The sequence below is a fragment of the Pseudoalteromonas sp. APC 3893 genome (assembly GCF_030408095.1).
Classification (GTDB): Bacteria; Pseudomonadota; Gammaproteobacteria; order Enterobacterales; family Alteromonadaceae; genus Pseudoalteromonas.
The window spans coordinates 28682-53198 of record NZ_JASDCD010000026.1; the positions used below are offsets into that span (position 1 = coordinate 28682).

Genomic DNA, 24517 nt, shown 5'->3' on the forward strand with positions numbered 1-24517 from the left:
GTACATGCTTACCCCTTATTGCTATAAATTACAGACTACAACTTTTAGTCCAATCAGCCGTTGTACCTGGCTCTGAACTTGTCCACCACTTGGCCTTATAAACGCCGTTGTTATGAACCATTAAGTCACCGCCTGTTGCATGGCTTGGGTTGCCCGCCCAATCGGTTTGCGAGAAGTTTGGATAAACCGCAATATCAGCAATTGCTAAACCTTCACACGTACCAGAGGTATCTCCACCTGTACCGCCACCGGTGTCACCACCGCCATTACCTGGCGTAGCATCTGGAAGCATTGGGTATTCCGCTTTGAAAGCGTACACTTTGCCATCTTTTTCAATAGTGAAGTTACTCGGACCGGTAATTGGCATGTAGTACATTACTTGAGCATTAACCGTTGCGCCGGCACTAAAGTCTTTCGGCTCACCGCCCCACTCATTGTTAAGTGTGATAGAAAAACGGTGGAACTCATTTTCAAAACCACCAATGTTGTTACCCGCAGCATTTGAGCCATTAACTTCCACTGCCATGCCAAGTTTTTCTTGTGCATTCCAGTTAGATTTAAAAATAGCCGACGTTGAAACAGGCACATCAAACGAAATTTTTGCACCGCTTAAATCAAGGCTTGAGTTATTAGTAAATGCAAAGGTCGGGCTAATTGGGTAGTTATCATCACCAATTGGGAAGTCTTTCGCTTCAAATGTAATATCTACCGCTTCTGCTGGCACAGTAAAGTTAGGGTTACCGCCGTGTACGTCATACGCTACGCCACTTTGATTAAACTTGTCATACGCAAGTGAAGTCAAAGTAGAACCCATGAAGTATTCGCCTTTAGCTGAGTCATAATCAAAATCCCCTGCTAATTCCCAGAACATGATACCGCCAAGGCCGTTGTTAATGACGTAATCAACTTTAGTCGCCATCGACTCTTCATCTTCAATCGATAAGAATACTTTTTTATCGGCATTCCATAACCAAGGTGCAACGGCAACGCTGTCATAATGACGCGCATAAGTACCCGTTAGTTGATCATTAACGTCCGCCTCTGGTGTTAAGCCATATACGCCAAGGTACGTACCTACAATGCCATTTTCAAGGTTCTTCACATGCCACAATGGATTAGAGCCTGCAGCCATTTCTTCACCAACATCATTTTTGTCATGCCATAAATTGTCGATACCTACAGCACCATTACCGCATTTGTTCTTTTCACCAACGCCGGTGCCTTTAGCACAATCGGCTTGGTTAGGTAATGCAGCTTGGCCCCACAGACCATTCGTTCCACCACTTACGTCTTTAAAGCCACGGGTATAATACGGTAAACCAATATTGATACGACCCGCAGACATAGCACCGCGGAAGTAACGTACGGCCCAATCAGTGTTCAGATAGCCAATACCTTCAAACTCTTTAGTACCGTATACGTTCCATTGAGCAAGCTCTGAATCTAAGCCAGTATCAAACAAAGCTGCATTGTGGCCAACATGTGAGTTCCACGCACCGTGTAAGTCATACGACATGATATTTACATAATCGAGGTATTTAACTGTTTGGAATGTTTCCATGCCACGTAGTAAATAACCTGATGACGGAGAAGCTATTGTTAGTAAATAGTGTTTACCAGCTGCTTCACCGGCAATATCTAATTCTTCACGCAACTTTTTCATCAATACTTGATACGATGCATTCAAACCTGCACGACGTGCATTTGAGATAGGAAAATCATCAGGATGACCTGAATCATTCATTGACGACGGATATTCATAATCGATATCGACACCGTCAAAGCCATACTTTTCTATAAACTCGACCGAGCTCTTGGCAAATGCATTAATACCAGCGTGGTTTACTGAGCCATCAGCATTGGTTGTCATGGTATAAAAACCACCACTTTCTACACGGCCAGTATCATCAAAGTAACCACCGGTTTCAGCCCAACCACCAACAGATACCAATGTTCTTACATGCGGATGTTGTTTTTTATATTTGTTTAATAGATTGAAGTGACCTTTATAAGCAAATTCAGGGTCCATTTCTGCGCCAACTACACCAGGCCATTCCATATTGGTCGCCGGGTTATTTTCAGAGGTTGGGTCACCAATTGACACTTTATTGTTTGCGTCAACGTGGGCAAAAGCATAGTTGATATGGGTAATTTTGTCCCATGGAATATCATTCACTAAGTAGCTTGGTTGGCCATTTGCGCCATTTCTCCAGCTAGTGAAGTAACCAATAACACGACGAGGATGATCAGCGCCCATGATCTCACGACCATCAGTATCATACACTGTACAGTAAGGAGTATTCACACCCGGTGTTTGATACAACCCCTGCGGGCGACAATCAGTGTCAGTAATAGGGCCTGTATTTTCTTCAACAACGGTTAACACTTTTGTCGTTTGCGCTGTTGCACCCTCATTATCAGTTACCGTCAACGTAAACGTTGCTTGACCTAACGCCGTTGCTTGCCATGCATAACTGCTTGATGCAGAGCTCGCTTGATGAACATCAATACCATTCGCAGCAAAGCTCAATGCCGTTACTTGGCCATCACTATCACTACCTGAAAGCGCAAATACCACTTGTGAGCCAACAATGAGTTGATCAGGTAATGTGCTAAATGAAATTGATGCCACAGGCGCTTGATTAACAGGATCAATAATCACCGCATCAGACACGCTCACCGTGTTTACAACTTCTGCAGAAGACGCACCTTTGTCGTCCGTTGCTACCGCGCTGATTTGATGAGTTCCAGCAACAGCGTCCCAACTTGTGCTAAACGGTGCAGTGTTATCAACAGCCACTGAATTTCCATCAACAAAAAACTCAACACTCACCACTGAACCATCAAGGTCTGTTGCTTGCGCCGACATGACAACGCTGTCTTTATCGGCAAATTGAGAACCATCTGCCGGTGCTAAAGCGGTAACTGTTGGGATTTCATTCTCTGTGACAGCGCTGTCACAGGCACCCAAATTTTTCCACTCTTGCCATTGACCAGCATTTTCAACAGGGTTTGATTGTGTCCACCACTTTGCTTCATACGCATTACCTTGCGCTTGAACTTGGCTTCCTCCTGTATGGGTTTGACCTGCTTGCCAGGTTGTTAATGCGCTGCAATCTACAGCTGCATGTGCACTTAAGCCTATCGCACTAAGTGATAAAGCACTTAGTTTGAAAGCATTTTTTATTATATTACGTGAGCTCATTTGCTCCTCCGCCCAGGGGTTAAAAATAACATTTAATTTACAACTATCACCAAAGCTAACACAACTTACCTATACGTCAACAAAAACGATAAAATAACAGGATCAATTAAAACAAAAAACCAGCACAAAAAAGCGACCAAAAAAATAAAAATACATACTTTAGGATTGATTTAAAAATCATCTTGTATAAATAACGGGTAATTTCGCACATTAAAAATGAACTCACAGTTAACAAAGTGTTAACCCTGAAGGGCGAGTATTTTCAAGGTGTCTAGCCATCTTTACGGGGACGTAAAGTGAGTTAAGGGTACAAGAAGAAGAATTATTGTAGTATATATAACCAAAAAATCCTGCTTAGAAAAAGATTGTCTAAGCAGGATTCAATTTTTGCTATGGCAGAAAGTGCTATTTGATCACAACTATTTTAAGCAGCGATGAAATAGGACTCTCGTCCTGCATGTTTATTGTTACGTTGATATGAGCCTTTGCCTTTTTTAGCTTTAACAATTTGTGGTTTAAATATTTTAGAGGTAACTAATGCCGCTAATGCATTATCACGGATAACACCACGACCGGTATCTACCGAGTTATTTTGAGGCTGTTTGCCTCGTTGTTGTTTCTTCATAACGCTTCCAGTTTTATAAATAAAAAATAATAAATAGATAACAAGCACGCTCATCGTGCTTGCTGCGGATTGTAGGGGTAAATAGCTTATTTGCAACTAACTTTTACTAATTTTTTTCAGCTTAAATTAGTTTGAAGTCTCCTTGCATCACAGCAAAATGGCCAGGAAAAGAACAAAAGAATTTATAAGATTGCTCAGCACTTAATTGCTCAATTGAAAACTCAATCGTCGTTGACTCACCGCCGCCCACAACGTTTGTTACAGCTAACACCCTTGGGTCGTTTGTTGGAACATAACTGTTATCAACACCGGCTTGCATGCCTGCAATGGCAACACCCTTAACGTCTGCACTGGCACTTAATACCCAGTTATGGCCCATAATATTAATTGGTAATTGGCCTGTATGAGTGAGTGTTAATTTAACGCTTTTACAACTTTTATCTACTTCGAGTGATTTACTCGAAAATTGCATTGCATCGTTTGCTGAAATGCTCAGCTCACAATTGGCACTAGCAGTAAACGCAAACATTAAAGAGCCAAACAACAGTAATGATTTAAACATAGCAAACCTTAAATAAGAATAGTTACCAATAGACTATACTGATATTAATTCTCATTCAAGGTTTTAGGTGCGAAATTTAACTGTTAAAAGCTAAAACTTACTTTTGCATAATACGTCATGCCATCAAAGCCATAAGGTAATGCCCTTACAGGGTATTTAAATGCTTGATTGGTTATAAAATCAAGTGCTTCATCTTGGCCTAACTCATCAGGTGTTACATCAAATAAATTATCAACGCCGACATTCAAAGTGAGTGATTCACTTAAATCATAACCCACGTTTATGTCCACTAGTACGGCTGATTCTACAACACTGGTATCTTTAAATTCACCCGTTGGTGATAACTCATCAGGTAACCCTATGTGATCATTACCAAAGTACTTAACATCTGTTTTGCCAAAGTAATTAAACCGCAGCATGGCACTCATTGCATCACGTTCATAATCAAACGTTAGTGTGCCACGCTCTCCTGGCTGTCCATCGGTTAAAAAGCTACGTTGAATATCATCTAAAGCAATCTCTTTAGGGACGCCTGTGGGGGCATTTACTTTATCAATGTATGTGCGATTAATATTACCCGCAAATGTTGCAGAAAAGTCACCATCATATAAATCTGTACGGTATGAGGCAATGATATCCACGCCTTTGGTGGTTGAATCAACTGAATTTGAGAAATAAGCGGCTTGATCTGCTCCTGTAGCATTAAGTGCAGCAACAGCCGCAGGGCTAAACGCAAGATCTTCGGCCTTCATAAAGTTACCCAAAGTAATACGATCTTTTATTGCTGTATGGTAAAAATCAACGGTTAATGATAACTCGCTACTTACATCATAAACAAAACCAAAACTAACATTTTTAGAACTTTCTAGTTCTAAGCTTTCAACGCCTAAAGCGACGGGAAGATCTGATCCTGCTTTAGCGATAAATGATTGTTCCAGTACACCACCATCACCTAAGTTTGTTGTAAAAGCTGTATATGCACTTTGTTGTAATGAAGGTGCTCTAAAACCACTAGAAATCGCACCACGCACAGCAAAATCATCATTCAATTCGTAACGAGATGCAAGCTTACCAATAATATCATCACCCGCGTCTGAGAAGTCTTCATAACGAAGTGCGGTACTGATATTCCACGCATCCGTGATCATCGTCTCAGCATTAACATAAAGTGCATGACTATTACGACTTTGGCTATTTGATGCCTCAGGGCGTAAACCATTGTAAGCTTGGAAACCACACTCAGCCGAGGTACTTGGATCATTTGCTGAAGGGTAAACAATATTCTGATTCACTAAACCACATGCATATGATGCTTCATCACCAGGCACTATTTGATAGTTTTCTTTACGGTATTCAGCGCCGAATGACAGATAAATGGGCTCACTACGACCAATATCAATAATGCCATTAATATCGGCATTGACTGTGGTTTGATCAAAGCGGAAACCACCGGAATATCCACCATTAGGGCCTGAGTTAGCGGCAATGTCTGCATCGCTGGCATCTGGGTTATTAAACACATACTCAGCAGCATACGAGGCATTTAAAGTATTACGTGAAGTAAAGTCATATTGGTTTTCACCATAAACTGTGGATACATCGTATCCCCAATCTGGATTGATTTCCCCTTTAACTCCGACTGCTAATGAAATATCCTCAGCTTCATTATAAATACGCGGTAAAAAACCATCACTGTATACTTGCGTTACATTTTTTGCCGCAGCATCAAAATTACGGTAAAAGCCATTACCAAGTGCCGTACGCTCAGAATAACCACCAAATGAATACAACTCAGTGTCACCCATCGGCAAAGACATATTATAAAATAATGAGGTAAATTCACTGGCTGAGTTACCTTGGCCCCAACGTACATCATCAGATAAAGTGCCAAATGGCACATCTGACGAGCCACCTATATCTCGCTCTGCTCGGTTAGTACCATCGGCATCGCGATATTCAAGTGATAAATTAATAAACCCGCCTTCATCACCTAAATCAAAACCACGATTTAACCCCATTGATACCGTATCGCCATCACCTTCACCCGTGCTGCCCATTTGCACATAGCCTGTGGTAATACCCGTTGAGTCATTTAATGAAAGGTTGATCACACCCGCAATTGCATCTGAACCATAACGTGCAGCGGCACCATCACGTAATACTTCAACACCATTTAATGCAGATAATGGTATAGCATTCATATCAGTACCCGCGGCCCCTGCTCCCACGGTGCCCACAAGGCCAAAAATTGATTGATTATGGCGGCGTTTACCATTTACTAAAACCAAGGTTTGATCGGGTTGTAACCCTCGCAATGTCGCAGGGCGGAACAGATCCGAGCCATCTGATACTTGAGTACGAGAAAAGTTAAATGAAGGCGCTGTCGCTTGCAAACTTTGGCCAAGCTCAGTAAAGCCACCTTTATTTAATGTGTCAGCATCAATTAAATCAATTGGTGAAGATGACTCTGTCACGGTACGGTTTGATACCCGCGATCCTAAAACTGATATTTGCTCGATATTTTTATCAGCTTGTACTTGCGCATCTTGCGCTAATATTGTTGGTGCAGTAAACGCTAAGCCAACGGCTACTGCAATAGTACTAAAACGAAGTGTTGTCATGTGTGTTCGACCCTGTAATTCATCTTTGCTAGTGGATTGCAGCACTAGCAAGTTGATATAAAATTATTGTTTGGTTCGCTATTTAAAAATTTGCACTTTAAAGTTAAATAACGACTTAGGAACATCCTAGCAACATCTGTGTATAAAAAGAAACATATTTAGCTGCGGCGATGGTCGAAATATGCATTTTTTATCTAAATTTTTCATTATGGAATTATTTTGATTGAAATTTAGACAAAAAAAAGCATGATTATTCAAATCATGCTTAAGTGAAAATTTATTATAGAGCTACTCTATTAACCCTCTTCTTCCCAAAGAGCGAGTTTTTCATCCTCAAGCATCAGTGCCATTGATGCAATCGACACTAAGCTTTCATCTAAACCTGCATATAAAACGTTAAAGCCACTGTTTAATGTTTCTGGCTCAGGGTGTTCTTTCAGCGCGTCTGGCCACATTGCAAAAGTCGCAAGCAAATTTAAAGTCGCCTCAAAGTTGTCTATAAATAGTTGCCCATCAGTATCAACAGCAGCTTGCTGTTTATCAACATTCAGTAAAAAGTTAAAATCCTGCTGCCACACCTCTTGATTAACTAAATATGCCGCTAAATAACCACTACACCATTGCTGCAATGGCTCACTCGGTGCCTGTGCATTAGTGTCATGCGGGTATATTTGCTTAAGTATATGAGTTTGCTCAACCTGCGCTTCAGTGACATTGTCTAGGACCGTGATCAACGCATCACGTTCTTTTGAATCATTCATTAGCAAGCTATAAGCTTGCTCATTATCATCTGCGATATAATTCGCAATCACTGATTCACCATAAAACTCTGAACATGCCAATAAACCGCTCATAAAACCTAAAACATGATGAGTATTTACTTGGTTTAGCTCAGTATGCTGGCGCAAAAAATCTTCAAGCACCAGAATGCTTTTCTCGTTGATCATAATTTAGTCCTGATTAATTTAACGTAAGCTCTAACTGCTTTACCACACTAGTGACTTAATGGTTTAAATTCAAACAATTTTAAAAATAGTTTCTTAGAACAACTTAATTACTAATAACTGGAAAGACACAGCGAACTTGAGTACCTTCATGCTCAGCACTGTGTACTTCAATAATACCCTGATGGTCTGTAACCATAGTATAAACCATAGACATCCCCATACCAGTGCCCGTCCCAACAGGCTTGGTGGTAAAAAAAGGATTAAAAATCTGCATTTTTACCTCTTCACTCATACCACAACCGTTATCAGAAACCGTAATACTGATTTTCTCGTCTGCAAAACCTACAGCTACATGAATATGCCCTTTATCATGCAAAGCCATATCACAAGCATGCTTGGCATTAATCAATAGATTTACAACCACTTGATTTATACTCGCCAAATTACACCAGGTAAGCGGTAAAGGCCGGATATCTGTGCTCACTTTGCAGCTACTCAACTGGTTTTTTAATAATTTAAGCGCATTTTTAACACTGTCACTCATATCCGCGAGCTGTTTTTCATTATTACTCGGACGGGCAAAGTTAAGTAAGTTACGCACAATAGTATTAATTCGTCGCAGGCCCTCGCTGCTGTCATCTATTAATTCTTGAACATCCTCACGTATCTGACTAAATGACTGCGGTGTTTGTATTTGTATTAGCGCTGTTTTAAGTTCAGTTTCAGTGAGTTCACCCGCTATAAACTCATGATTTAATTTAAGTAGCTTATCTAAGACTAAACGGGTGCCTTGTAAGCACTCAATATTACTCATTGCATAGGCTAGCGGGTTATTTATTTCATGGGCGATGCCAGCAGATAGAGTCCCTAAAGTGGCCATTTTTTCTGCTTGAATAAATAGCTGTTGTTGATGCTCTAGATCAGCAACCTTTTTCACCAACTCTTGATTCAACGCGTACAAAACACGGCTTTTGTCTTCAACGAGTTGTTCTGCTTGCATTCTCGCTGAACGCTCTCGTAAGTACGCTTGTTGGTAGTCTTCGTTATTATCAGTCATTTTTTAGCACTGATTTATAAAAAATATCTAACACACACATCTCATCGCCTCGGTGTTGACACTTAGGATGCTCTATTTTTATTTGCATATTAAAATTAACGCCTCAAAATGCTGATATTGACTAACGACCACTTGATAGTGATGCATTAAATGAGTAAACAAGTGCATTCCAAAAAGCCATATTTCGATGTTTTAATACTAAACTCTCTAACGCCTGAAAAATACAACCTTTCATTAGGGTACAAAATCTGAAATCAAATCTGACAAGCCCAATTCAGCCATAGCCTCTAGTTCACTCGGTGTAAAATCGATTTTCTGCTCCTCCACATACATTTTTGCCAAAAAGTGCACCGCCATTTCAATACTCGTTACCTGATTTAAATGATCTGGCAGCAACATATTTTCTGTTATTGTTGGTGTAAATCCCCATAAATTAAGAATATATGCTGACACCAACTCTTGGTTTAAGAAGTGTGATTCACTAAACCCCTTTGCAAATACAGTAAGTGCCATTGCACCAATGCCACTTAATAAGCCCAATATAAAAACGGTATCTTTTTGTTTCGCGGTTAAACCTAATTTAATGGCAAATTTACGGGCTTGATTTGCTTTAGCAAAAGCATCTAAGGTAATTTTAGCTAGTAGCTGCTCAGCTAATTGGTGTTGATAATGGTTATGTGCTTCAGTATGAATAACCAAAGCATGGCAAGCGGTAGTACCAATTCTTGCCAATGCCAGTTTAAGGTTAACGGTCTCACTAGAAAAACCTAAAAAAGCAGAATTAGCTATTTGAATCACTCTGCCGCTTAAAGCTGGCTCGTTAGAGATTAACTCAGCAATAATAGGAATTTCAACAGGGTTCGCTGCAAACGCCTCCATAATTGCTGTTATTTGCTGGCGCATAACTGGCAAGTTTTTCATTTTACCAAGCAGCATTTTTGCTGGTGTATCAATCGGCAGAGCTTTGACTTGCGCTGTACAATTTATTACATGTCTTAGATCTGCATGACTATATGGTTTAGCTAAACAAAAATGTATGTTGTCATCCAGCTGCCAATTCCACTCTTTTGACGTTACACCTTTTAATAAGCAACGAACAGTCAATGGACTCTGCTGTTGTAAAAAAACGAGCAATGCATGTGTGAATTGCTCATTTTCAACACTGACACTAATAAATGCGACATCAAAATATTTCTCTTTAAATAGTTGCTCATCCAGTTGTTGTTCGTTTATGAGAGTAATCTGCATTGATGAATCAACATTTTGTAATGCTTTACGCAACGCCCTTTGTAATAAAGGGTCGCTTTCAACAACAGCAATTCTGTGTAAGTCCTGCATCTAACTCTTATAAATGATTACTTTTTATAAAATTAGCACACTTTAATTTTTTTTCACGTTTATAAAAACGGTTTCCCACGCTATGTTTAAATAATAGTCTGGGGGTTTATGTGGATAATTCAGCAATTCAAATATTATGTGTAGACGATGACGAAATAGTGCTTCGCGCTTTATCACGGTTACTCAAAAGTCAGCATTACAGTGTTTTAACCTTCTCGGAGCCACTAACGGCACTAAAACAAGTTGAACAACACGAGTTTGCCGTCATTATTAGTGATATGCGTATGCCACTAATGAACGGCGCTGAATTTTTTCATCAAGCAAAAACTCTATCGCCTGACTCTCAACGAATTTTAGTTACTGGCTTTGCTGACATAGACACCACCCTAGACGCCATTAACAAAGGCCAAATACATGGCTTTATACAAAAACCTTGGCAAAATAACCTATTATTAAGCACAATTAGTGACAGTGTCGAAAAGTACCAATTAAAAAAGCAAAATCAGCAACTGCAGCTAAAAGTAACCAAGCAGAACAAAGAACTAAAAGAGCTCAATAACTCTTTAGAGCAGCGTGTTGAAAAACGTACCAAACAAATAAAACAAGTACTTAAACAGTTAGAAATTGCTAATGCACATGAAATAAACGAGCATAGAAGCACTGTAGAGCTGCTATATAACTTTATTAATGCCAATCCCTACCTTGATGGCAATAAAGCACAGAATATTGCCAATACGTGTACCCAAATAGCTAAAGAATTGAATCTACCAGATAAAAATGTCGAAATGGCTTCCATGGCAGGCTACTTAGCGCAAATTGGCTTATTAGCTATGGATCCTGAACTATATAAAAAATCAGTTCATGAGCTAAATGAGCAACAAAGAAAAACATTTTACACTCATCCAAGTACCGCCCAGTTAATGCTCATGCCAGCGACCCACTTACACGATGTTTCAGAGGCAATTTACCATCAGTATGAGCACTACAATGGTAACGGTATTCCAAAAGGCATTAAAGGCAATGAGATCCCATTAAGTGCGATGATTTTGGCGATTTCACGTGATTACTGGGATCACTATGAACACAGCAGTTTAGAACAGAACCAACGCCATCAATACGCGCTTGAGTGTGTAGCAAGATACAGCGGTAATTATTATCACCCTAGAATAGTTGCCGCGCTGCAGCAGTGCCATACCAATTTCATTAAGCAACAGGCTCAAGTAGGCTCAATGCAAATAATCAACGCGCAAAAACTTAAACCTAATATGTTGCTAGGTCATGCACTGCATAGCCATGCTGGCATTATGCTACTACCCAAAGGGCATAAGTTCAGCACTAAATCAATTGAGAAACTACAGCAATTAGAAGCTAAAAAACCGACCCCATTTAGGATCATGATCAAATCAATGTGATTTAGTGATCTTATTAAGCCTTTCATTCGTTATAATACCCTTATAAAATTAAAGGAATTTATTCCTAATTGACTCAATTTTGCTTGAAGGAGCAGTGCGTGTCACGATTTTCAGCTATTACTGATAACCCACATGATGGGCGTTTTAACCAAAAAACAGGCATTCTGTTGACCAACTTAGGCAGCCCAGACGCGCCTACTGCAAGTGCCCTGCGTACATATTTACGTGAGTTTTTATCTGATCCACGTATTGTTGAAATACCACGCCTAGTTTGGATGGTTATTCTGCACGGTATTATTTTACGTGTAAGACCAAAGCGCTCAGCTAAACTTTATAAAAGTATTTGGACTGAAAATGGCTCGCCATTAACCCATATCACTTCCCTGCAACGAGACAAACTTGACGCATTTATTAAAAGCCAGGGCTATACCGACACCGAAGTTGTCATGGCAATGCGTTATGGCAACCCATCGATTGAAGCTGGTTTAGAGCAGTTAAGAGACAAAGGCCTTACCCGTATTGTGATCATGCCCTTGTACCCACAATACTCAAGCCCCACCACAGGCTCAACTTTTGATGCTGTATCAAAAGTACTACGTAAATGGCGCTGGGTACCTGAACTGCATTTTATTAATGGTTACCACAAAAATGAGTTATACATTGAATCATTAGCCAATAGCATAAGTGAAGACTTACAAACAAACGGAACCCCGCAAAAACTTGTTTTTTCATATCATGGTATGCCAAAACGTTTTTTGGAAAGTGGTGATCCCTATTATTGTTTATGTATGCAAACCACTCGGCTTGTAGTCGAAAAACTAGGCCTTAATAAAGATTTAGTTATCAGCACCTTTCAAAGTCGTTTTGGTAAAGCTGAATGGCTAAAGCCCTATACTGACGCAACACTTGAAGCTCTACCAAGCGAAGGTATTAAAGATATTGCAATAATCAGCCCAGCCTTCAGCGCCGATTGTTTAGAAACACTTGAGGAGCTCGAAAGTGAAAACCGCGAAATATTCGAACATGCCGGCGGCGAAAAGTACCGTTACATTGCAGCATTAAATGACCGAGACGATCATATAAGTGCCATCTTCAATGTTATAAAACCAATGCTCTAAAGTTTTATATTCCCGCGCAGCGCTTTGGTTTGACCATGTTTGGTTTTTTTATCCATGCGCTTGCGCTGAGAGCTGCGACTAGGCTTGGTTGCACGCCGCGATTTTTGTACCTTTGTTGCACCAACAATCAACTCCTTCAAGCGTCCTAAAGCATCTTCTCTATTGAGTTCTTGCGTTCGGTGGCTTTGAGCTTTTAATACAATAACACCGTCTTTAGATATTCGGCTGTCATTGAGATTTAACAAGCGTTGTTTGTAGAAGTCTGGTAGTTTAGAGCGCTTAATATCAAAACGAAGATGGATCGCACTAGCCACTTTATTAACGTTTTGTCCACCAGCACCTTGGGAACGAATAGCGGTTAATTCGACTTCCCATTCATCGATAGTTACGGTATTTGAAATAATTAACATTAGGTTCAGCTAGTTTTGTCAAAATTAGATTGTAACATTTGTTATTAAATCAGCCTATGCATTGGCAAATTATTGATTTTTACACTTCAATTTAACAGAAATATTTAATAAGGAATTTCAACATGAAAAAATTACTAGCTGCAATCGGGTTAATAGCAATGAGTTTTTCGAGCTTTGCACAGGATATTACTGAAAATGATCTACAAAGTTACATCAAAGCACTCCCAGCTGTTGTTGACTGGTCACAAGACCAAGACGCATTAAATAGCCTTGATTTAGGTAATATGCTAGGTGGCTCAGAAGCAGGGTCAGGTGCGATGGCACTAAGCGCGCTAGGTATGATCAAAGATAACGATTTATACAAAGAGTTTGCAGCGCTTACCAATCAATATGGATTCACACCTGAGCAGCTAATCTCTGTGGGCTCTGAAGTGTCAATGGCTTACCTTGAAAACATCAAAGGTAATTTATCGCCAGAAAATAAAGAAAAAGTGAACCAACTTATGGGCGGCTTACAAAGTATGAGCGGCTCTAAAGATAAAAGCGCAACGTCTATGATTGGCAGTTTAGGTAATACAGCAAATGCTGCTGATGCGCCTCAAGTAAGTTCAAACAACTTAGAACTTGTACAAGAATACATGCCACAGCTACAAAAGCTGTTTTCAATGGTGCAATAATTTAAAATCACACTTATTAAAAGCGACTTTCGGGTCGCTTTTTTATTGCTTGTTATAAACACCTCTTTATACTAAAGCCATTGTGGTACTAACTTTAGCCGTTTTATGTCATTGAATACCCTGCCAAGAGTCCAAACTCAAGATCAACAAAAACAACTCTGCGTGCTACTGGCACAGCTTTTGAGTGCATCATCATATGGCTATCAAAACTCAACACAGCAAATAGCACAGCGAATTTATCGCCACCTAAAACCTGGCTACTCATTCTCAAAATCAGATGTAACTAGTTACACTGAGCAATTGGAACAGATGGATTTACTGTACAAGCTCCCTTACGGCCCACACTATAAAGTATCCGTTGATGCGGTTAGTTATATAGTTATCAACTTACTTGAACAGCTCAAAGTCTTAATTCGCCCAATTTTGATTGAAATTAGCAACGTCTACCATCAACAAGACCGAGCGCTTAATTTTATTACCGTATTGCTGCATCACTACGACAATGCAGATAGAGGTTTTGCTAACAGACCAATCAATGCAAGCCAAGAGTTAGACGACCATTTTTTAAATTTAATTGCTCAATCACTCTACGCACAACAACTTTGGCAAGTACTCCCTAAGCAGTGGCAACAAGAGTGCCTAACATATTTTATTCGTGGTCAATTTTTTAATTTAACAGTCCAGCCCGGGTGGCCTGAGTTAGTAAAATCATCGCCTTTGCTTGAGCGTGACTTTCGGCTTTATTACAATGAAAACTTGGGTGTTTTATTACAAAAGAACAAGTTTGATCAGTTACTTAAAGATAAAACCGACTGGCTGCTCGGCTACTTTTTAGAAGCGAATAATACCGCGATAGGTGGCAGCTGCCCTGATATTGCCATTATGCAATATAAAAGCGCACTGACTCGCTTTAGAAAGGTATTTGGTAAAGGTCGTTATCCAAGCGAAATCACCGGTTTATTGTATACGTTAAGCTTATTTACGAGCGGCGAACCTGCCGACGTTAAGCAACTCGAAACATGTAAAAAGTGGTACCACAAACATTTGGGCGAGCACAGTTATACTAGTATCGCACTCGATTACTTACTCGATAGTGACCCAATAGCGCAGTTTCAAAGCCACCGCCTAGCTAAACGACTTGAACACTTAATTGCTAACCCTAACGCCATTGCTGCGTTATTTTGCTTTTTAATTGCACTGGTGAAGTACGCAGAAGATGCACAAATTAATGAGTTGAGATCGCAACCAACATTGCTTAAGCAATTGCTCGACGCCACCGCACTTCATCAACATTGGCTTGGTGAACAATGTATGCACTTAGCGAACTGGTTAAATGATGATACTCCATTGCCTGCTACAGGTATTTTACAGCACTTTGAACGCGTACCGCAGTGGCAACGTTGGCTCGAAGAGGTAAGTCAAATAGAGCAGCCACAAACATCTCAGCGGGTGATTTGGCAACTTGATACCACCCATCTCGACCTGCCGTTAATACAAGCAAAAGTGCAACAACTCAATGCCAAAGGTGAATGGACTAAAGGCCGTAAGGTTGCCGTACATGACCTAGATGCAAGCCAATATAAAACGGCGCTAACAGCAGCCGATAAAAGCCTCGTGCAGGTTCTTTATAATCACGCAGGGTTTGGCTATAAAGAGGTTCAAGCAACGGCAGCTGTATTGCATTCGTTAATCGACTATCCCAATTTAGAAGATCACCGAGGCGAGCCACTCACCATAATAAAAGGTGAGTTTGTCATTGAAATATCAAAAGATAAAAACGACTGCTACAAGCTAGTATTACAACCCAGTATTGATGATTTTGACGGTGACTTTTTACTCACTCACAGCCATGGTAATACGTATCAAGTATTTGCTGTTGATGAAAAACAACGAAAATTACAACACTTATTTGATCAACAACCCAATAACCTTACACAAGAGCGACTACCACAGCTCAATGCGGCACTAAAAACGTTAGCAAACGAGCACCACATAAGTAGCCAACGCAGCGAATTTGCCGAGGTAAATAACGTACGCCTAGGCGACTTTGAATTTAGTGCCGTGATCAAACTGACTCAACTAGGTATTGACGTTAATTTTTATGTCATGCCCTACACGGTAGATGGCCCATGGTTAGAGCCCGGTGAAGGTGCAACCAACTTAGTCTATAACGACGACACTGATAGCAACAGTGTTGTGATCAAGCGCGATCTAAAAGCTGAAACCCGCCATTTTAAAAAGTTACTGAAAAAGCTCAATGGTGTATTTGTAGAGAAAACTCATCAACTCAACTCATCGCTGCAACAATTTTTTATCCCACCAGATATAAGCCAAGCAATTGAAACACTCGAAGAGGCAAACAAAAACAAAGCGCTCATACTAAGCTGGGACGAAAACAGCCAAGGAATGAAGCTTGCGAGCAGTAAACACCTGTCACTAAACTTAAACGACGATAATGACTGGCTAAGTATCAGCGGTGATATTTCCCTGCCAAGTGGCGATATTTATGCACTGCAAACCCTACTAAAAGCCCCACGCCGTGGCAGTATTATAAGTTTAGATGACGATAAATCGTTAATTCTAGATCAACGTTTAACTAACTTACTTAACCGCCTTGAAGGCATGCAACAAGATAGTGAAGAGTCTGAGCAATTGCGGATAGCCAATGCTCGGGCTTTGCCGCTTTATCAAACGGTTGCTGATTTGGGCGATGTGACCTTTGGCGAAAGCTGGCAACAACGCCTAGCCAAATTTAACCAAACTATAGAGCCGACCATCCCTGCTCATTTAGTCAATACACTACGTGACTATCAAATTGTCGGGGTTAAATGGTTAATGCAATTAGCAAATTGGGGCCTAAACGCCTGTTTAGCTGATGACATGGGGCTCGGTAAAACCTTGCAAACGCTCACTGCATTACAAATTCGCAGCAGCCTAGGTGCTAGCCTTGTTATTGCACCAAAATCGGTATGTCATAACTGGGCCATTGAAGCACAACGCTTTGCCCCTACATTAAATATAAAAACCATTGATAACGCCGGTATGTGCGATGAAATACTTAACTCAGCAACAGCCAATGATTTAGTTATTGTTAGCTATGGCCTGCTACCTTTAATTGGTGAGCAATTAGCGAGTCACGAATTTGCAAATATTGTGCTCGATGAAGCACAAGCCATTAAAAATCCACTGAGCTTAAGAGCCAAGGCCGCCTTTGCTTTAAATGGTCAGTTTAAAGTTGCACTTTCTGGCACCCCGATTGAAAATCACTTAGGGGAATTGTGGAGCCTGTTTAACTTTTTAATGCCCGGCTTTTTACACACCTTACCGGTATTTAAAAAGCGCTTTGGTAATGCCGATAAAAACCAGCAACAGGCCGATACCTTAAAAACCTTAATCGCCCCATTTATCCTGCGCCGTAATAAACAAACGGTACTCACTGAATTACCTGAAAAAACCGAAATAAACCTGACCTTTGCCCTAAGCGATAAAGAGCAAGCCTTATACCAAGCAACCCGCTTAAATGCACTTGAGCAAGCCAATCAAGAAGACAGCCAATATATCACCATTTTGGCATCACTAACCAAACTACGCCGCGCATGTATTGCACCCCAGTTATTACTTGAAAACAGTAAAATGCCTTCAAGTAAACTTGATACCGCAGAAGCAATAATCGAAGAGCTGCTGGAGAATAATCATCAAGCACTTATTTTCAGTCAGTTTGTTGATGTATTAAAACTAGTCGAGCAACGGCTGCAAAAACGCGGCATTGATTACTGCTACCTCGATGGCAGCATGAGCACTAATAAACGTAAGCAACAAGTTGAAAAGTTTCAAGCAGGTGATGCGCCGTTATTTTTAATTAGCTTAAAAGCCGGCGGCACAGGGCTGAACTTAACCGCCGCAGACTATGTATTGCACCTTGACCCATGGTGGAACCCTGCTGTTGAACAACAAGCCTCGGATAGAGCACATAGATTAGGGCAAACGCGCCCCGTTACTGTGTATCGACTGATCGCACAAAACACCATAGAAGAAAAGATTTTGCAATTACATGAACACAAACAGGCACTGGCCGATAAAGTACTCTCTGGCAATGGAGATGCAGGACAATTGTCAAAAGACCAATTATTGGCGTTATTACAGCATCAATAACCGTGAAAAAAGGCTTTATTGATGCTCAAGCGTTGTCTTAAACGCAATGGGATCTTCTAAACTTGCCATCATCGTTGGCGTTGGTAGGCAAGTTTTTTGCACAAAATGCAGTACTTCGGGCTGCGGATCAGAAAATAAAATATCAAGTGCTAAACGCTCTTTGCCATATAAGCCACGGTGAATCATATTAGCCGAAAAAATAAGTAAGTCACCGGCTTTCATTGCGATCTTATGGCCCGACGCTAAATCGTCACTCGGCTTATGCGGCTCACACGCTAAACGAGTATCTAACTCAGCTTGTGTGTCCCAGCGTCGGTGAGTTCCTGGTACTAGCTCTATTCCAGGTTCATCTTCAAGAGCAACACGACAATGCAGCACCTCTGGGCCTGTTAACGCCGCTTGTTGTTCGCTTAAATCTAAATGATATTGCATATCACGGTGCCAATAATTAGCCTGCTTTGGATTCACTGGATTAAAAAATAACTGCGTATTAATAAACGCCGTGCCAGATAAAATAGAATCAACTTGAGCCATTAATTTATGGCTAGCAATAAACTTAAAAAGCACTAAGCGCTGAGTATCATCTAAATACGTATTGGCCGTTAAATAAGCGCTATTCACTGCTTTACTGTTATAAAGCTGCTGATTATCGGCTATCCATTGCTGATGAAAACAATCTATGACTTCACGTATTTGGCAAAGCTCCGCAGCACTATAAAACTCCGGCACATGAAAATAACCGGTTTGCTCAAACTGTGTGTTGATCATCAATTACTTTTCCTCATCGGCTAATACAGTCGCAATCCGCTGCGCTAATGCTGGTAGTACATCAGACTCAAACCAGGGGTTTTTACTCAACCAAATATTATTACGCGGGCTTGGGTGAGGTAGTGGAAGTATAGCAGGCCAGTAGTCACGCCACGATTTTACTAACTCAGTTAACGGCTTATTTTTACTTTTCGGTATATGGTACGCCTGTGCATATTTGCCTAACACTATCGTTAACTCTATGTTTGGCAATGCATTTAATAACTGTTTTCGCCACGCTGGGGCACACTCTTTACGCGGTGGTAAATCACCTGATTTACCTTTGCCGGGGTAGCAAAAGCCCATGGGTAAAATAGCTATTTTGCGCTCATCGTAAAATACTTGCTCAGTTAAACCTAACCAGTCTCGCAGCCGCTTACCGCTGGCATCATCAAACGGTTTACCACTTTGATGAACCTTCAGCCCGGGTGCTTGCCCTGCAATTAAAATGCGAGCATTGGGGTTAAACTGAATAACCGGGCGGGCTCCTAAAGGTAAATGTGGCTCACAGATCACACATTTACTAACTTGCTGTGCTAAATCATACTGATTCACTATTTTGCCCAATTCGCCACAATACTCCCGATGGGTCATAAATTACAAAATCGGTCATATTCCAAGGCTGTACGCAGGGCTCACTCAGTTCTACTTGGTATTTATCTGCCAACCCCTGCACGGTTAAATGTTGATGCCAAGCAGTCACATCTTCAACTAAAAGGTGCATCATAAAATTATCAGCGTGTGTTTTGTTATAAAAGTTTTGTAATAAAAAACTACAATCACCATGATAAAAGTAAGCCATATCAGCACTTTGCCAGGCTAGCTCAAAACCCATATCAGTATAAAACTCACAACTGAGCACAAAGTCTTTTGCTGGCACAAATGCTTTTATTTCTTCACATGTTAAATTGGCCAATCAACGCCTCGTCTTAGTTAGTAAAATAATGATCTAATAAACATCAAATCGAATGATTAATTAAATGTGTTCAGATCTCACAACGAACTCATTGTCTCTAAGCTCACATCAATCTAGCTCCCTTTCCAAGCCTAGCTTATTTTTCAGCCAGCGCCAGAGTACTTTTTACTACGTGTTTTTGGTTTATCTTTTGTCACTAAATAACACATTAACGAACCAAACGTGACCAATGCGACCCCCTGCCAAAACGACACTGGCAACGTGATTGCCAAATAAAATGATGAAAAAATTGCAGAAAACACCGGAATGAAATACGACAACGTTCCTAATAAAATCAAATTCCCGCCCATAATAGCTTGATTCCATAATGCATAACCGGCCCCCATCACAATACCAGCAAGTAATAATGTAAAAGTAGAACTAACTGAAAACTCAAAGCCCGTCTCACCACTTAGGGCATATTTAACCCATAAAGCGACGGCTGTAGCTATAAAGAACAACGTAATTGCATTTTTACCATTACTCAACTGCTTGGTAGTTAGGCAATAAATAGCCCAAATAAACGCAGCTGAAAAAGCCATAAAATAAGTCGCCGGGTTCTCCGTCATATTTGTCGCTAATACACTAAGAGACAAGCCGCTGTCTCCTGCAATACACCAAGCAACTCCCATAAAAGCGATCGCCACGCTAGGGTAAACCAATCGATTTACTTTTTTCTTACTCAACATAACGCTAAGTAATATAGTAATTGCAGGCCAGAGATAGTTAATTACAGCCATTTCCATTGCTTGATGACGATTAGTAGACATACCTAAAGATAAAGCTAAACAAATTTCATATAAAACAAATAGCGAACCACCAATTATTAAATAACGGTTAGGAAAATCGCTGAGTTTCGGCAACCCCATTACTAAAGTTAAAAATAGTGCACTAATTGTATACATCATCGCAGCGCCACCAATAGGGCCAAACAACTCTGAAACATCTCGGATCAAAGCAACAATACAACTCCACAGTATGATTGCAGCCACACCAAAAAGTGTGTATTTATTCTCACTAAAAAAAGCCATGAAATCTCTTGTTATGTAGTAAATTTAACACCCGCAAGGTAACAGTGATTATAATATTAAACAATAATATACATGGACTTTATGGCATCAAGCGACAGGCTTAACGCCTTTAGCTGTGATTGTTTTAAAGCCAAATTCACCACCGAGATCAGCGAGGCGCTTCGCTACACAGAGAAGAAAAGTTATGGCTTCGTGCGGTGGGCGACGAGCTGCGGAACAATCTTAGCACTTACCACCTATTCATCATTTCCTCATCAGCGCAGCGCCTCTTTACCTCTTTGTGAATAAATCACTTAATTATTTTTTTGCACAAAGAGAAGACAATGAGGGTAAATGAGAAGACAAAAGTCATGGGTTTCGAGCTACGTATAATCCTAGAATTTAGCGCTTTTATTTTGTAAGAGAGCGCTTTAGCGCCGATTTGCTTTAACACATAACCTACAACAGCATCACGGCTAAAGTTTGTTTCCACAAAAAATATGGAAAAAATGCTTCGAGCAACGTGCAGCGAACTTCGGGCTAACCCTAGCACCTTTATCTTGCCTGTGATTGTTCTAAAATCAATATATCAATTAGCTAGCTCAGTGCTAGGTACATAAATAAGACTACCATCTTCCATTTGATAAGTTTCTCCTGCTTTTGTACCTTGCCCTTCACCAATCTCACCATTAGATTCATAACGTGTTAGTTTTTCACCTTGTTTAACGGTAATTTTCATATCCGCTTTTCCAGGGTTCTCAATAACCACAACATCTTTGTCAACAAAAGGGCTTAATGGGTTTGTAGCTATCACAACCAGTAAAATACCAATTATCACTAAGAATAAGTCAACTAAATTAACGACTGATAGTATTGGGTCATCTGCTTCGTCACTATCAAGAAAGCGCATGTAACTCCTCCTGCTGTTGAGATGCTCGCTCAAAATCTCGTAACTCTTCGAGTAAAAACCTGCGTTTAACAGTTAATACACCAAATGTTATACTGGCAGCAATTAACGACAGTATTACTGCTGAAAATGCCACAACCATATTACTCGACACTTCGTTAACCAGCCCATCCCCTAATGCCAATAATGCTGGCCCGATTGAAATCATCGTAGCAACTAACCCCAGCATAGGTAATGTTCTTGTCACTATGCGTAACTTCTCAAGCCTTTTGAGTATCCATAGTTCTAAATCTTCACTCGTGAGATCAGCATTATTACGGCTATAATTAGCAAGCTCCGAGGTATATACGTTACGTTTTCTCTGTGTATATTCCATTATAAAGCTACCCAGTATCAGTAATGAGTACCCTAGCGATAGTAATATTATCGCCATTATCGGTAACAAGAAAAAATGGGTTAAGTCATATATTACACTTTCAAATTCGTTCATTTAACATACCTTTCATTCGATTGTTATTTATTCTATGTTGATGTATCGCTCCACCAATAACCAACCCAAGCATGGCTAAAGCAATTAGCAAACGGATATAGTCTGGAGGTGTTTGACTTGTTTGTTCAGATACTTTTTGCAAAGTTTGGCCTACTATATTTTGGCTGCCGCCAGCTTGGCCTGCGTTCGGTCCATAACCTGACACTAACTCAGATAAAAAGTCAGCTGTTTTGACAGCTGCCTGATGTTGAGGATTTTCTTGCTGCAACTGCATGTACCGCACAGCAAGAGCCGCTTTGGCTTTTTCACTCGCTTGCCAGTAATCTTTTCGTATAGCTTCAGCCATACGTTCAATAATTTGCATTTGAGCAACCGGCTGTTGCTTATCAAACCATTCGTTAACCCCTAACTCATATTTATCTTCAATATAAACTTCGCTGATCGCTTCCCATTGATCGTTTCGAATTACATCAGGCGCCGTTGCTTGCCAACCAAATACATTGTTTACAGTGTCTAGAATTTCTAATGCGCCTGCGTACCCCTCACCTTGCATTCCTTTAACCCAGTTTGGATTTAAATATCGAGCCCGCATTTCTTCACTAATAAAATCAGCAGCACTTACAACTTGCCCGGTTGGTTGACGCAAATCACTGACATATAATTTGGGTGACTTACCATTTATCGCTCTAACAGCCGCAGCCATTCCACCTAAAAATTCAAACGGATGATCTGTCGATAACATGCCATGTAAATTACTCGAACGAGACATTATAGCTGCATCAACACCTTTTAATTGGTGGCCAAATAAGTTAACGCCTTGCCCAACACTTACTCCCCAACCTTTACGACCATAACCATACTGTAAGCGGGCGAGGTATTGTTCAGCTAATGCACCGTCACCCTCCCATGAAGTAGAGTCTAAGGTCAGACTGGTCACGCCCGTGCCATAATCTCCAGGCTGATTACTAAAAATCCTAAGCTCGGCTAAGTCTGTAGCATCTTCTTGGGTAATTCCCTTTTTCATTAAATCTAGACGAGTTGCAAGGGTATTCTTTGCAATGAGATTACCGTCATCAAGTTCAGCTAATTTTGCAATCGCATTCGCAAGTAAGCTCATAAAACCATCGAATTGATCTCGATAAACGCTCGTTACCTGTACCACAACATCAATTCGAGGATGAGAAAGTTGCTCCTGTGCAATAATTTTAAAATCAGTTACACGACCGTTTCTTCCCCATATTGGCTGTAAGCCTAATGCTCTTAAAACCTGTCCTTCAACAATCCCCAAATGACGTTGGGTTTCCCCTGACCATAATGAAAATGCTAGTTTTTTGGGGTACTCATTATGCTCTACTTGATAATTTTCAATTAACTGCGAAAAAGCCCGTTCACTCGCTTTATACGCTGACGAAGTAGGAATTTTCAAAGGGTCAAAACCATAAAGATTAGTGCCATTAGTGGTTTCTGGCATACGCACTGGATCACCACCTAAACCTGCCGCAATAAACTTACCACTAAGCGCTTTTAGCAACGCAGGTATTTCTTGGTTAGAAATAAGGTAATTATAGTTTTTTTGCGCCGTCATAAGACTCGCTTTTAGCGGTTTATTATCCTCAGGAAAATGACCATCTATTAAAGCACTACGCAATAACTTCATTGCATTAGTTTGTTTAATATCTTCAATACCCGTCGCAAAGGACTCTTGAGGATCATCTCCTGTTAGCAACAAGAACTCTGGTCCTAGCTGCTGTAATACTGTTAACAGTAGATATTCAGTTTTAGCACTATGACCAAATGAATGTAAACCTAGTGGAGTTATGGTTGCAGCTAACTTGTGCAAGTGATCATGTAATGCATTATAAAATAAAGGAAAGTCAGCATTGATCTGCGAATCGCTGAAGCCTAATTCGATATCCAACGACATATTTTTAGCTTGATCACGAAGCTTTTTCTGTACTTCATTTTTTACTTGCCCTGTAGATAATAATTCATACTCATGTACTAAGGTATGAATATCCAGTAATTCTTCATATAATCCCGATGGTGAAAATGCAGGTGTTTGATGGCTAATTATTGTTGCTCGTCCCCGACGTCTTGCCAGGGCGGGATCGCACTTTAAATAAAAATATGATCTAATAGAGAAAATTCACTTATAGCATTTAATTTTGAGCATCTTAGACCACCTTACTGTTATTGAAGAAACACGTTCTGATATCAACCAAAA

Annotated in this window: 19 protein-coding genes; 4 read left to right on the forward strand and 15 right to left on the reverse strand. The window is 40.4% G+C overall.

All coding sequences use genetic code 11. The features are described 5' to 3' along the window. Nucleotides 1-28 precede the first annotated feature (28 nt). The 7 genes from QMA12_RS19410 to QMA12_RS19440 form a co-directional block, all read right to left on the reverse strand. Nucleotides 29-3205: a glycosyl hydrolase family 18 protein gene (locus QMA12_RS19410; RefSeq protein ID WP_290211169.1), complete on the reverse strand. Its 3177-nt coding sequence runs from the start codon at nucleotides 3203-3205 to the stop codon at nucleotides 29-31. A gap of 424 nt (nucleotides 3206-3629) precedes the next feature. After that, nucleotides 3630-3830: a ribosome alternative rescue factor ArfA gene (locus tag QMA12_RS19415; protein WP_290211170.1), complete on the reverse strand. Its 201-nt coding sequence runs from the start codon at nucleotides 3828-3830 to the stop codon at nucleotides 3630-3632. 121 nt (nucleotides 3831-3951) lie between these two features. After that, entirely contained in the window at nucleotides 3952-4392 is a 441-nt protein-coding gene (azu, locus tag QMA12_RS19420) for an azurin (RefSeq protein ID WP_290211171.1), read from the reverse strand. Between the two features lie 83 nt (nucleotides 4393-4475). Then, the gene (locus tag QMA12_RS19425) at nucleotides 4476-7013 is read right to left on the reverse strand and encodes a TonB-dependent receptor (protein ID WP_290211172.1); all 2538 of its coding nucleotides are present in this window, start codon (nucleotides 7011-7013) and stop codon (nucleotides 4476-4478) included. Between the two features lie 296 nt (nucleotides 7014-7309). After that, nucleotides 7310-7960, reverse strand: coding sequence for a UPF0149 family protein (locus QMA12_RS19430; protein ID WP_087534119.1), 651 nt, complete (start codon nucleotides 7958-7960; stop codon nucleotides 7310-7312). A gap of 103 nt (nucleotides 7961-8063) precedes the next feature. Beyond that, nucleotides 8064-9017, reverse strand: coding sequence for an ATP-binding protein (locus QMA12_RS19435; RefSeq protein WP_290211173.1), 954 nt, complete (start codon nucleotides 9015-9017; stop codon nucleotides 8064-8066). Nucleotides 9018-9251: 234 nt separating this feature from the next. After that, a complete protein-coding gene (locus tag QMA12_RS19440) occupies nucleotides 9252-10355 on the reverse strand; it encodes an HDOD domain-containing protein (protein WP_087534121.1) in 1104 nt (367 codons plus the stop codon). Nucleotides 10356-10465: 110 nt separating this feature from the next. On the opposite strand from QMA12_RS19440, the gene QMA12_RS19445 reads away from it, so the two are divergent. Then, nucleotides 10466-11767 carry an HD domain-containing phosphohydrolase gene (locus tag QMA12_RS19445; RefSeq protein WP_254911246.1) on the forward strand — a complete coding sequence of 434 codons (1302 nt, stop codon included), beginning with the start codon at nucleotides 10466-10468 and terminating at the stop codon, nucleotides 11765-11767. Between the two features lie 98 nt (nucleotides 11768-11865). After that, on the forward strand, nucleotides 11866-12885 hold the full coding sequence (gene hemH / locus QMA12_RS19450) for a ferrochelatase (RefSeq protein ID WP_290211174.1): 1020 nt from the start codon (nucleotides 11866-11868) through the stop codon (nucleotides 12883-12885). On the opposite strand, the gene arfB is transcribed toward hemH, so the two are convergent. Then, nucleotides 12882-13295 (reverse strand): alternative ribosome rescue aminoacyl-tRNA hydrolase ArfB, encoded by a 414-nt coding sequence (gene arfB, locus QMA12_RS19455; RefSeq protein ID WP_290211175.1) that lies wholly within the window; start codon nucleotides 13293-13295, stop codon nucleotides 12882-12884. The two genes, hemH and arfB, sit on opposite strands and share 4 nt — an antisense overlap. A gap of 122 nt (nucleotides 13296-13417) precedes the next feature. Here arfB and QMA12_RS19460 point away from each other — a divergent pair, with 122 nt between their 5' ends. Together QMA12_RS19460 and QMA12_RS19465 are read left to right on the forward strand one after the other, a co-directional pair. Continuing rightward, nucleotides 13418-13972 carry a short-chain dehydrogenase gene (locus QMA12_RS19460; protein WP_290211176.1) on the forward strand — a complete coding sequence of 185 codons (555 nt, stop codon included), beginning with the start codon at nucleotides 13418-13420 and terminating at the stop codon, nucleotides 13970-13972. A gap of 105 nt (nucleotides 13973-14077) precedes the next feature. Further along, nucleotides 14078-18124, forward strand: a complete 4047-nt coding sequence (locus QMA12_RS19465; RefSeq protein ID WP_290211177.1) for a DEAD/DEAH box helicase — start codon at nucleotides 14078-14080, stop codon at nucleotides 18122-18124. 15 nt (nucleotides 18125-18139) lie between these two features. Here QMA12_RS19465 and QMA12_RS19470 read toward each other — a convergent pair whose 3' ends face one another. The 7 genes from QMA12_RS19470 to QMA12_RS19500 form a co-directional block, all read right to left on the reverse strand. Beyond that, nucleotides 18140-18892 carry a phytanoyl-CoA dioxygenase family protein gene (locus QMA12_RS19470; protein WP_290211178.1) on the reverse strand — a complete coding sequence of 251 codons (753 nt, stop codon included), beginning with the start codon at nucleotides 18890-18892 and terminating at the stop codon, nucleotides 18140-18142. A 3-nt stretch (nucleotides 18893-18895) separates the two neighbouring features. Then, nucleotides 18896-19486, reverse strand: a complete 591-nt coding sequence (locus QMA12_RS19475) for a uracil-DNA glycosylase family protein (protein ID WP_290211179.1) — start codon at nucleotides 19484-19486, stop codon at nucleotides 18896-18898. Then, nucleotides 19473-19847: a VOC family protein gene (locus QMA12_RS19480; protein ID WP_290211180.1), complete on the reverse strand. Its 375-nt coding sequence runs from the start codon at nucleotides 19845-19847 to the stop codon at nucleotides 19473-19475. The genes QMA12_RS19475 and QMA12_RS19480 overlap by 14 nt, the downstream gene beginning before the upstream one ends. Nucleotides 19848-19990: 143 nt before the next feature. Then, on the reverse strand, nucleotides 19991-20917 hold the full coding sequence (yddG, locus tag QMA12_RS19485; protein WP_290211181.1) for an aromatic amino acid DMT transporter YddG: 927 nt from the start codon (nucleotides 20915-20917) through the stop codon (nucleotides 19991-19993). 568 nt (nucleotides 20918-21485) lie between these two features. Then, the gene (locus QMA12_RS19490; protein WP_087534131.1) at nucleotides 21486-21806 is read right to left on the reverse strand and encodes a DUF2149 domain-containing protein; all 321 of its coding nucleotides are present in this window, start codon (nucleotides 21804-21806) and stop codon (nucleotides 21486-21488) included. Further along, nucleotides 21793-22293: a MotA/TolQ/ExbB proton channel family protein gene (locus tag QMA12_RS19495; protein ID WP_290211182.1), complete on the reverse strand. Its 501-nt coding sequence runs from the start codon at nucleotides 22291-22293 to the stop codon at nucleotides 21793-21795. The genes QMA12_RS19490 and QMA12_RS19495 overlap by 14 nt, the downstream gene beginning before the upstream one ends. Then, nucleotides 22280-24439, reverse strand: coding sequence for a cobaltochelatase subunit CobN (locus QMA12_RS19500; RefSeq protein WP_356948033.1), 2160 nt, complete (start codon nucleotides 24437-24439; stop codon nucleotides 22280-22282). The genes QMA12_RS19495 and QMA12_RS19500 overlap by 14 nt, the downstream gene beginning before the upstream one ends. Nucleotides 24440-24517: the final 78 nt, after the last annotated feature.

Excerpts from the sequence above, each read along its gene's own strand:
- QMA12_RS19490 (WP_087534131.1), bottom strand. The coding sequence starts at position 21,806 with ATGCGCTTTCTTGATAGTGACGAAGCAGATGACCCAATACTATCAGTC.
- QMA12_RS19465 (WP_290211177.1), top strand. The coding sequence starts at position 14,078 with ATGTCATTGAATACCCTGCCAAGAGTCCAAACTCAAGATCAACAAAAA.
- QMA12_RS19460 (WP_290211176.1), top strand. The coding sequence starts at position 13,418 with ATGAAAAAATTACTAGCTGCAATCGGGTTAATAGCAATGAGTTTTTCG.
- QMA12_RS19410 (WP_290211169.1), bottom strand. The coding sequence starts at position 3,205 with ATGAGCTCACGTAATATAATAAAAAATGCTTTCAAACTAAGTGCTTTA.
- QMA12_RS19440 (WP_087534121.1), bottom strand. The coding sequence starts at position 10,355 with ATGCAGGACTTACACAGAATTGCTGTTGTTGAAAGCGACCCTTTATTA.
- QMA12_RS19415 (WP_290211170.1), bottom strand. The coding sequence starts at position 3,830 with ATGAAGAAACAACAACGAGGCAAACAGCCTCAAAATAACTCGGTAGAT.
- QMA12_RS19435 (WP_290211173.1), bottom strand. The coding sequence starts at position 9,017 with ATGACTGATAATAACGAAGACTACCAACAAGCGTACTTACGAGAGCGT.
- arfB (WP_290211175.1), bottom strand. The coding sequence starts at position 13,295 with ATGTTAATTATTTCAAATACCGTAACTATCGATGAATGGGAAGTCGAA.
- QMA12_RS19470 (WP_290211178.1), bottom strand. The coding sequence starts at position 18,892 with ATGATCAACACACAGTTTGAGCAAACCGGTTATTTTCATGTGCCGGAG.
- QMA12_RS19495 (WP_290211182.1), bottom strand. The coding sequence starts at position 22,293 with ATGAACGAATTTGAAAGTGTAATATATGACTTAACCCATTTTTTCTTG.
- yddG (WP_290211181.1), bottom strand. The coding sequence starts at position 20,917 with ATGGCTTTTTTTAGTGAGAATAAATACACACTTTTTGGTGTGGCTGCA.
- QMA12_RS19425 (WP_290211172.1), bottom strand. The coding sequence starts at position 7,013 with ATGACAACACTTCGTTTTAGTACTATTGCAGTAGCCGTTGGCTTAGCG.
- QMA12_RS19430 (WP_087534119.1), bottom strand. The coding sequence starts at position 7,960 with ATGATCAACGAGAAAAGCATTCTGGTGCTTGAAGATTTTTTGCGCCAG.
- azu (WP_290211171.1), bottom strand. The coding sequence starts at position 4,392 with ATGTTTAAATCATTACTGTTGTTTGGCTCTTTAATGTTTGCGTTTACT.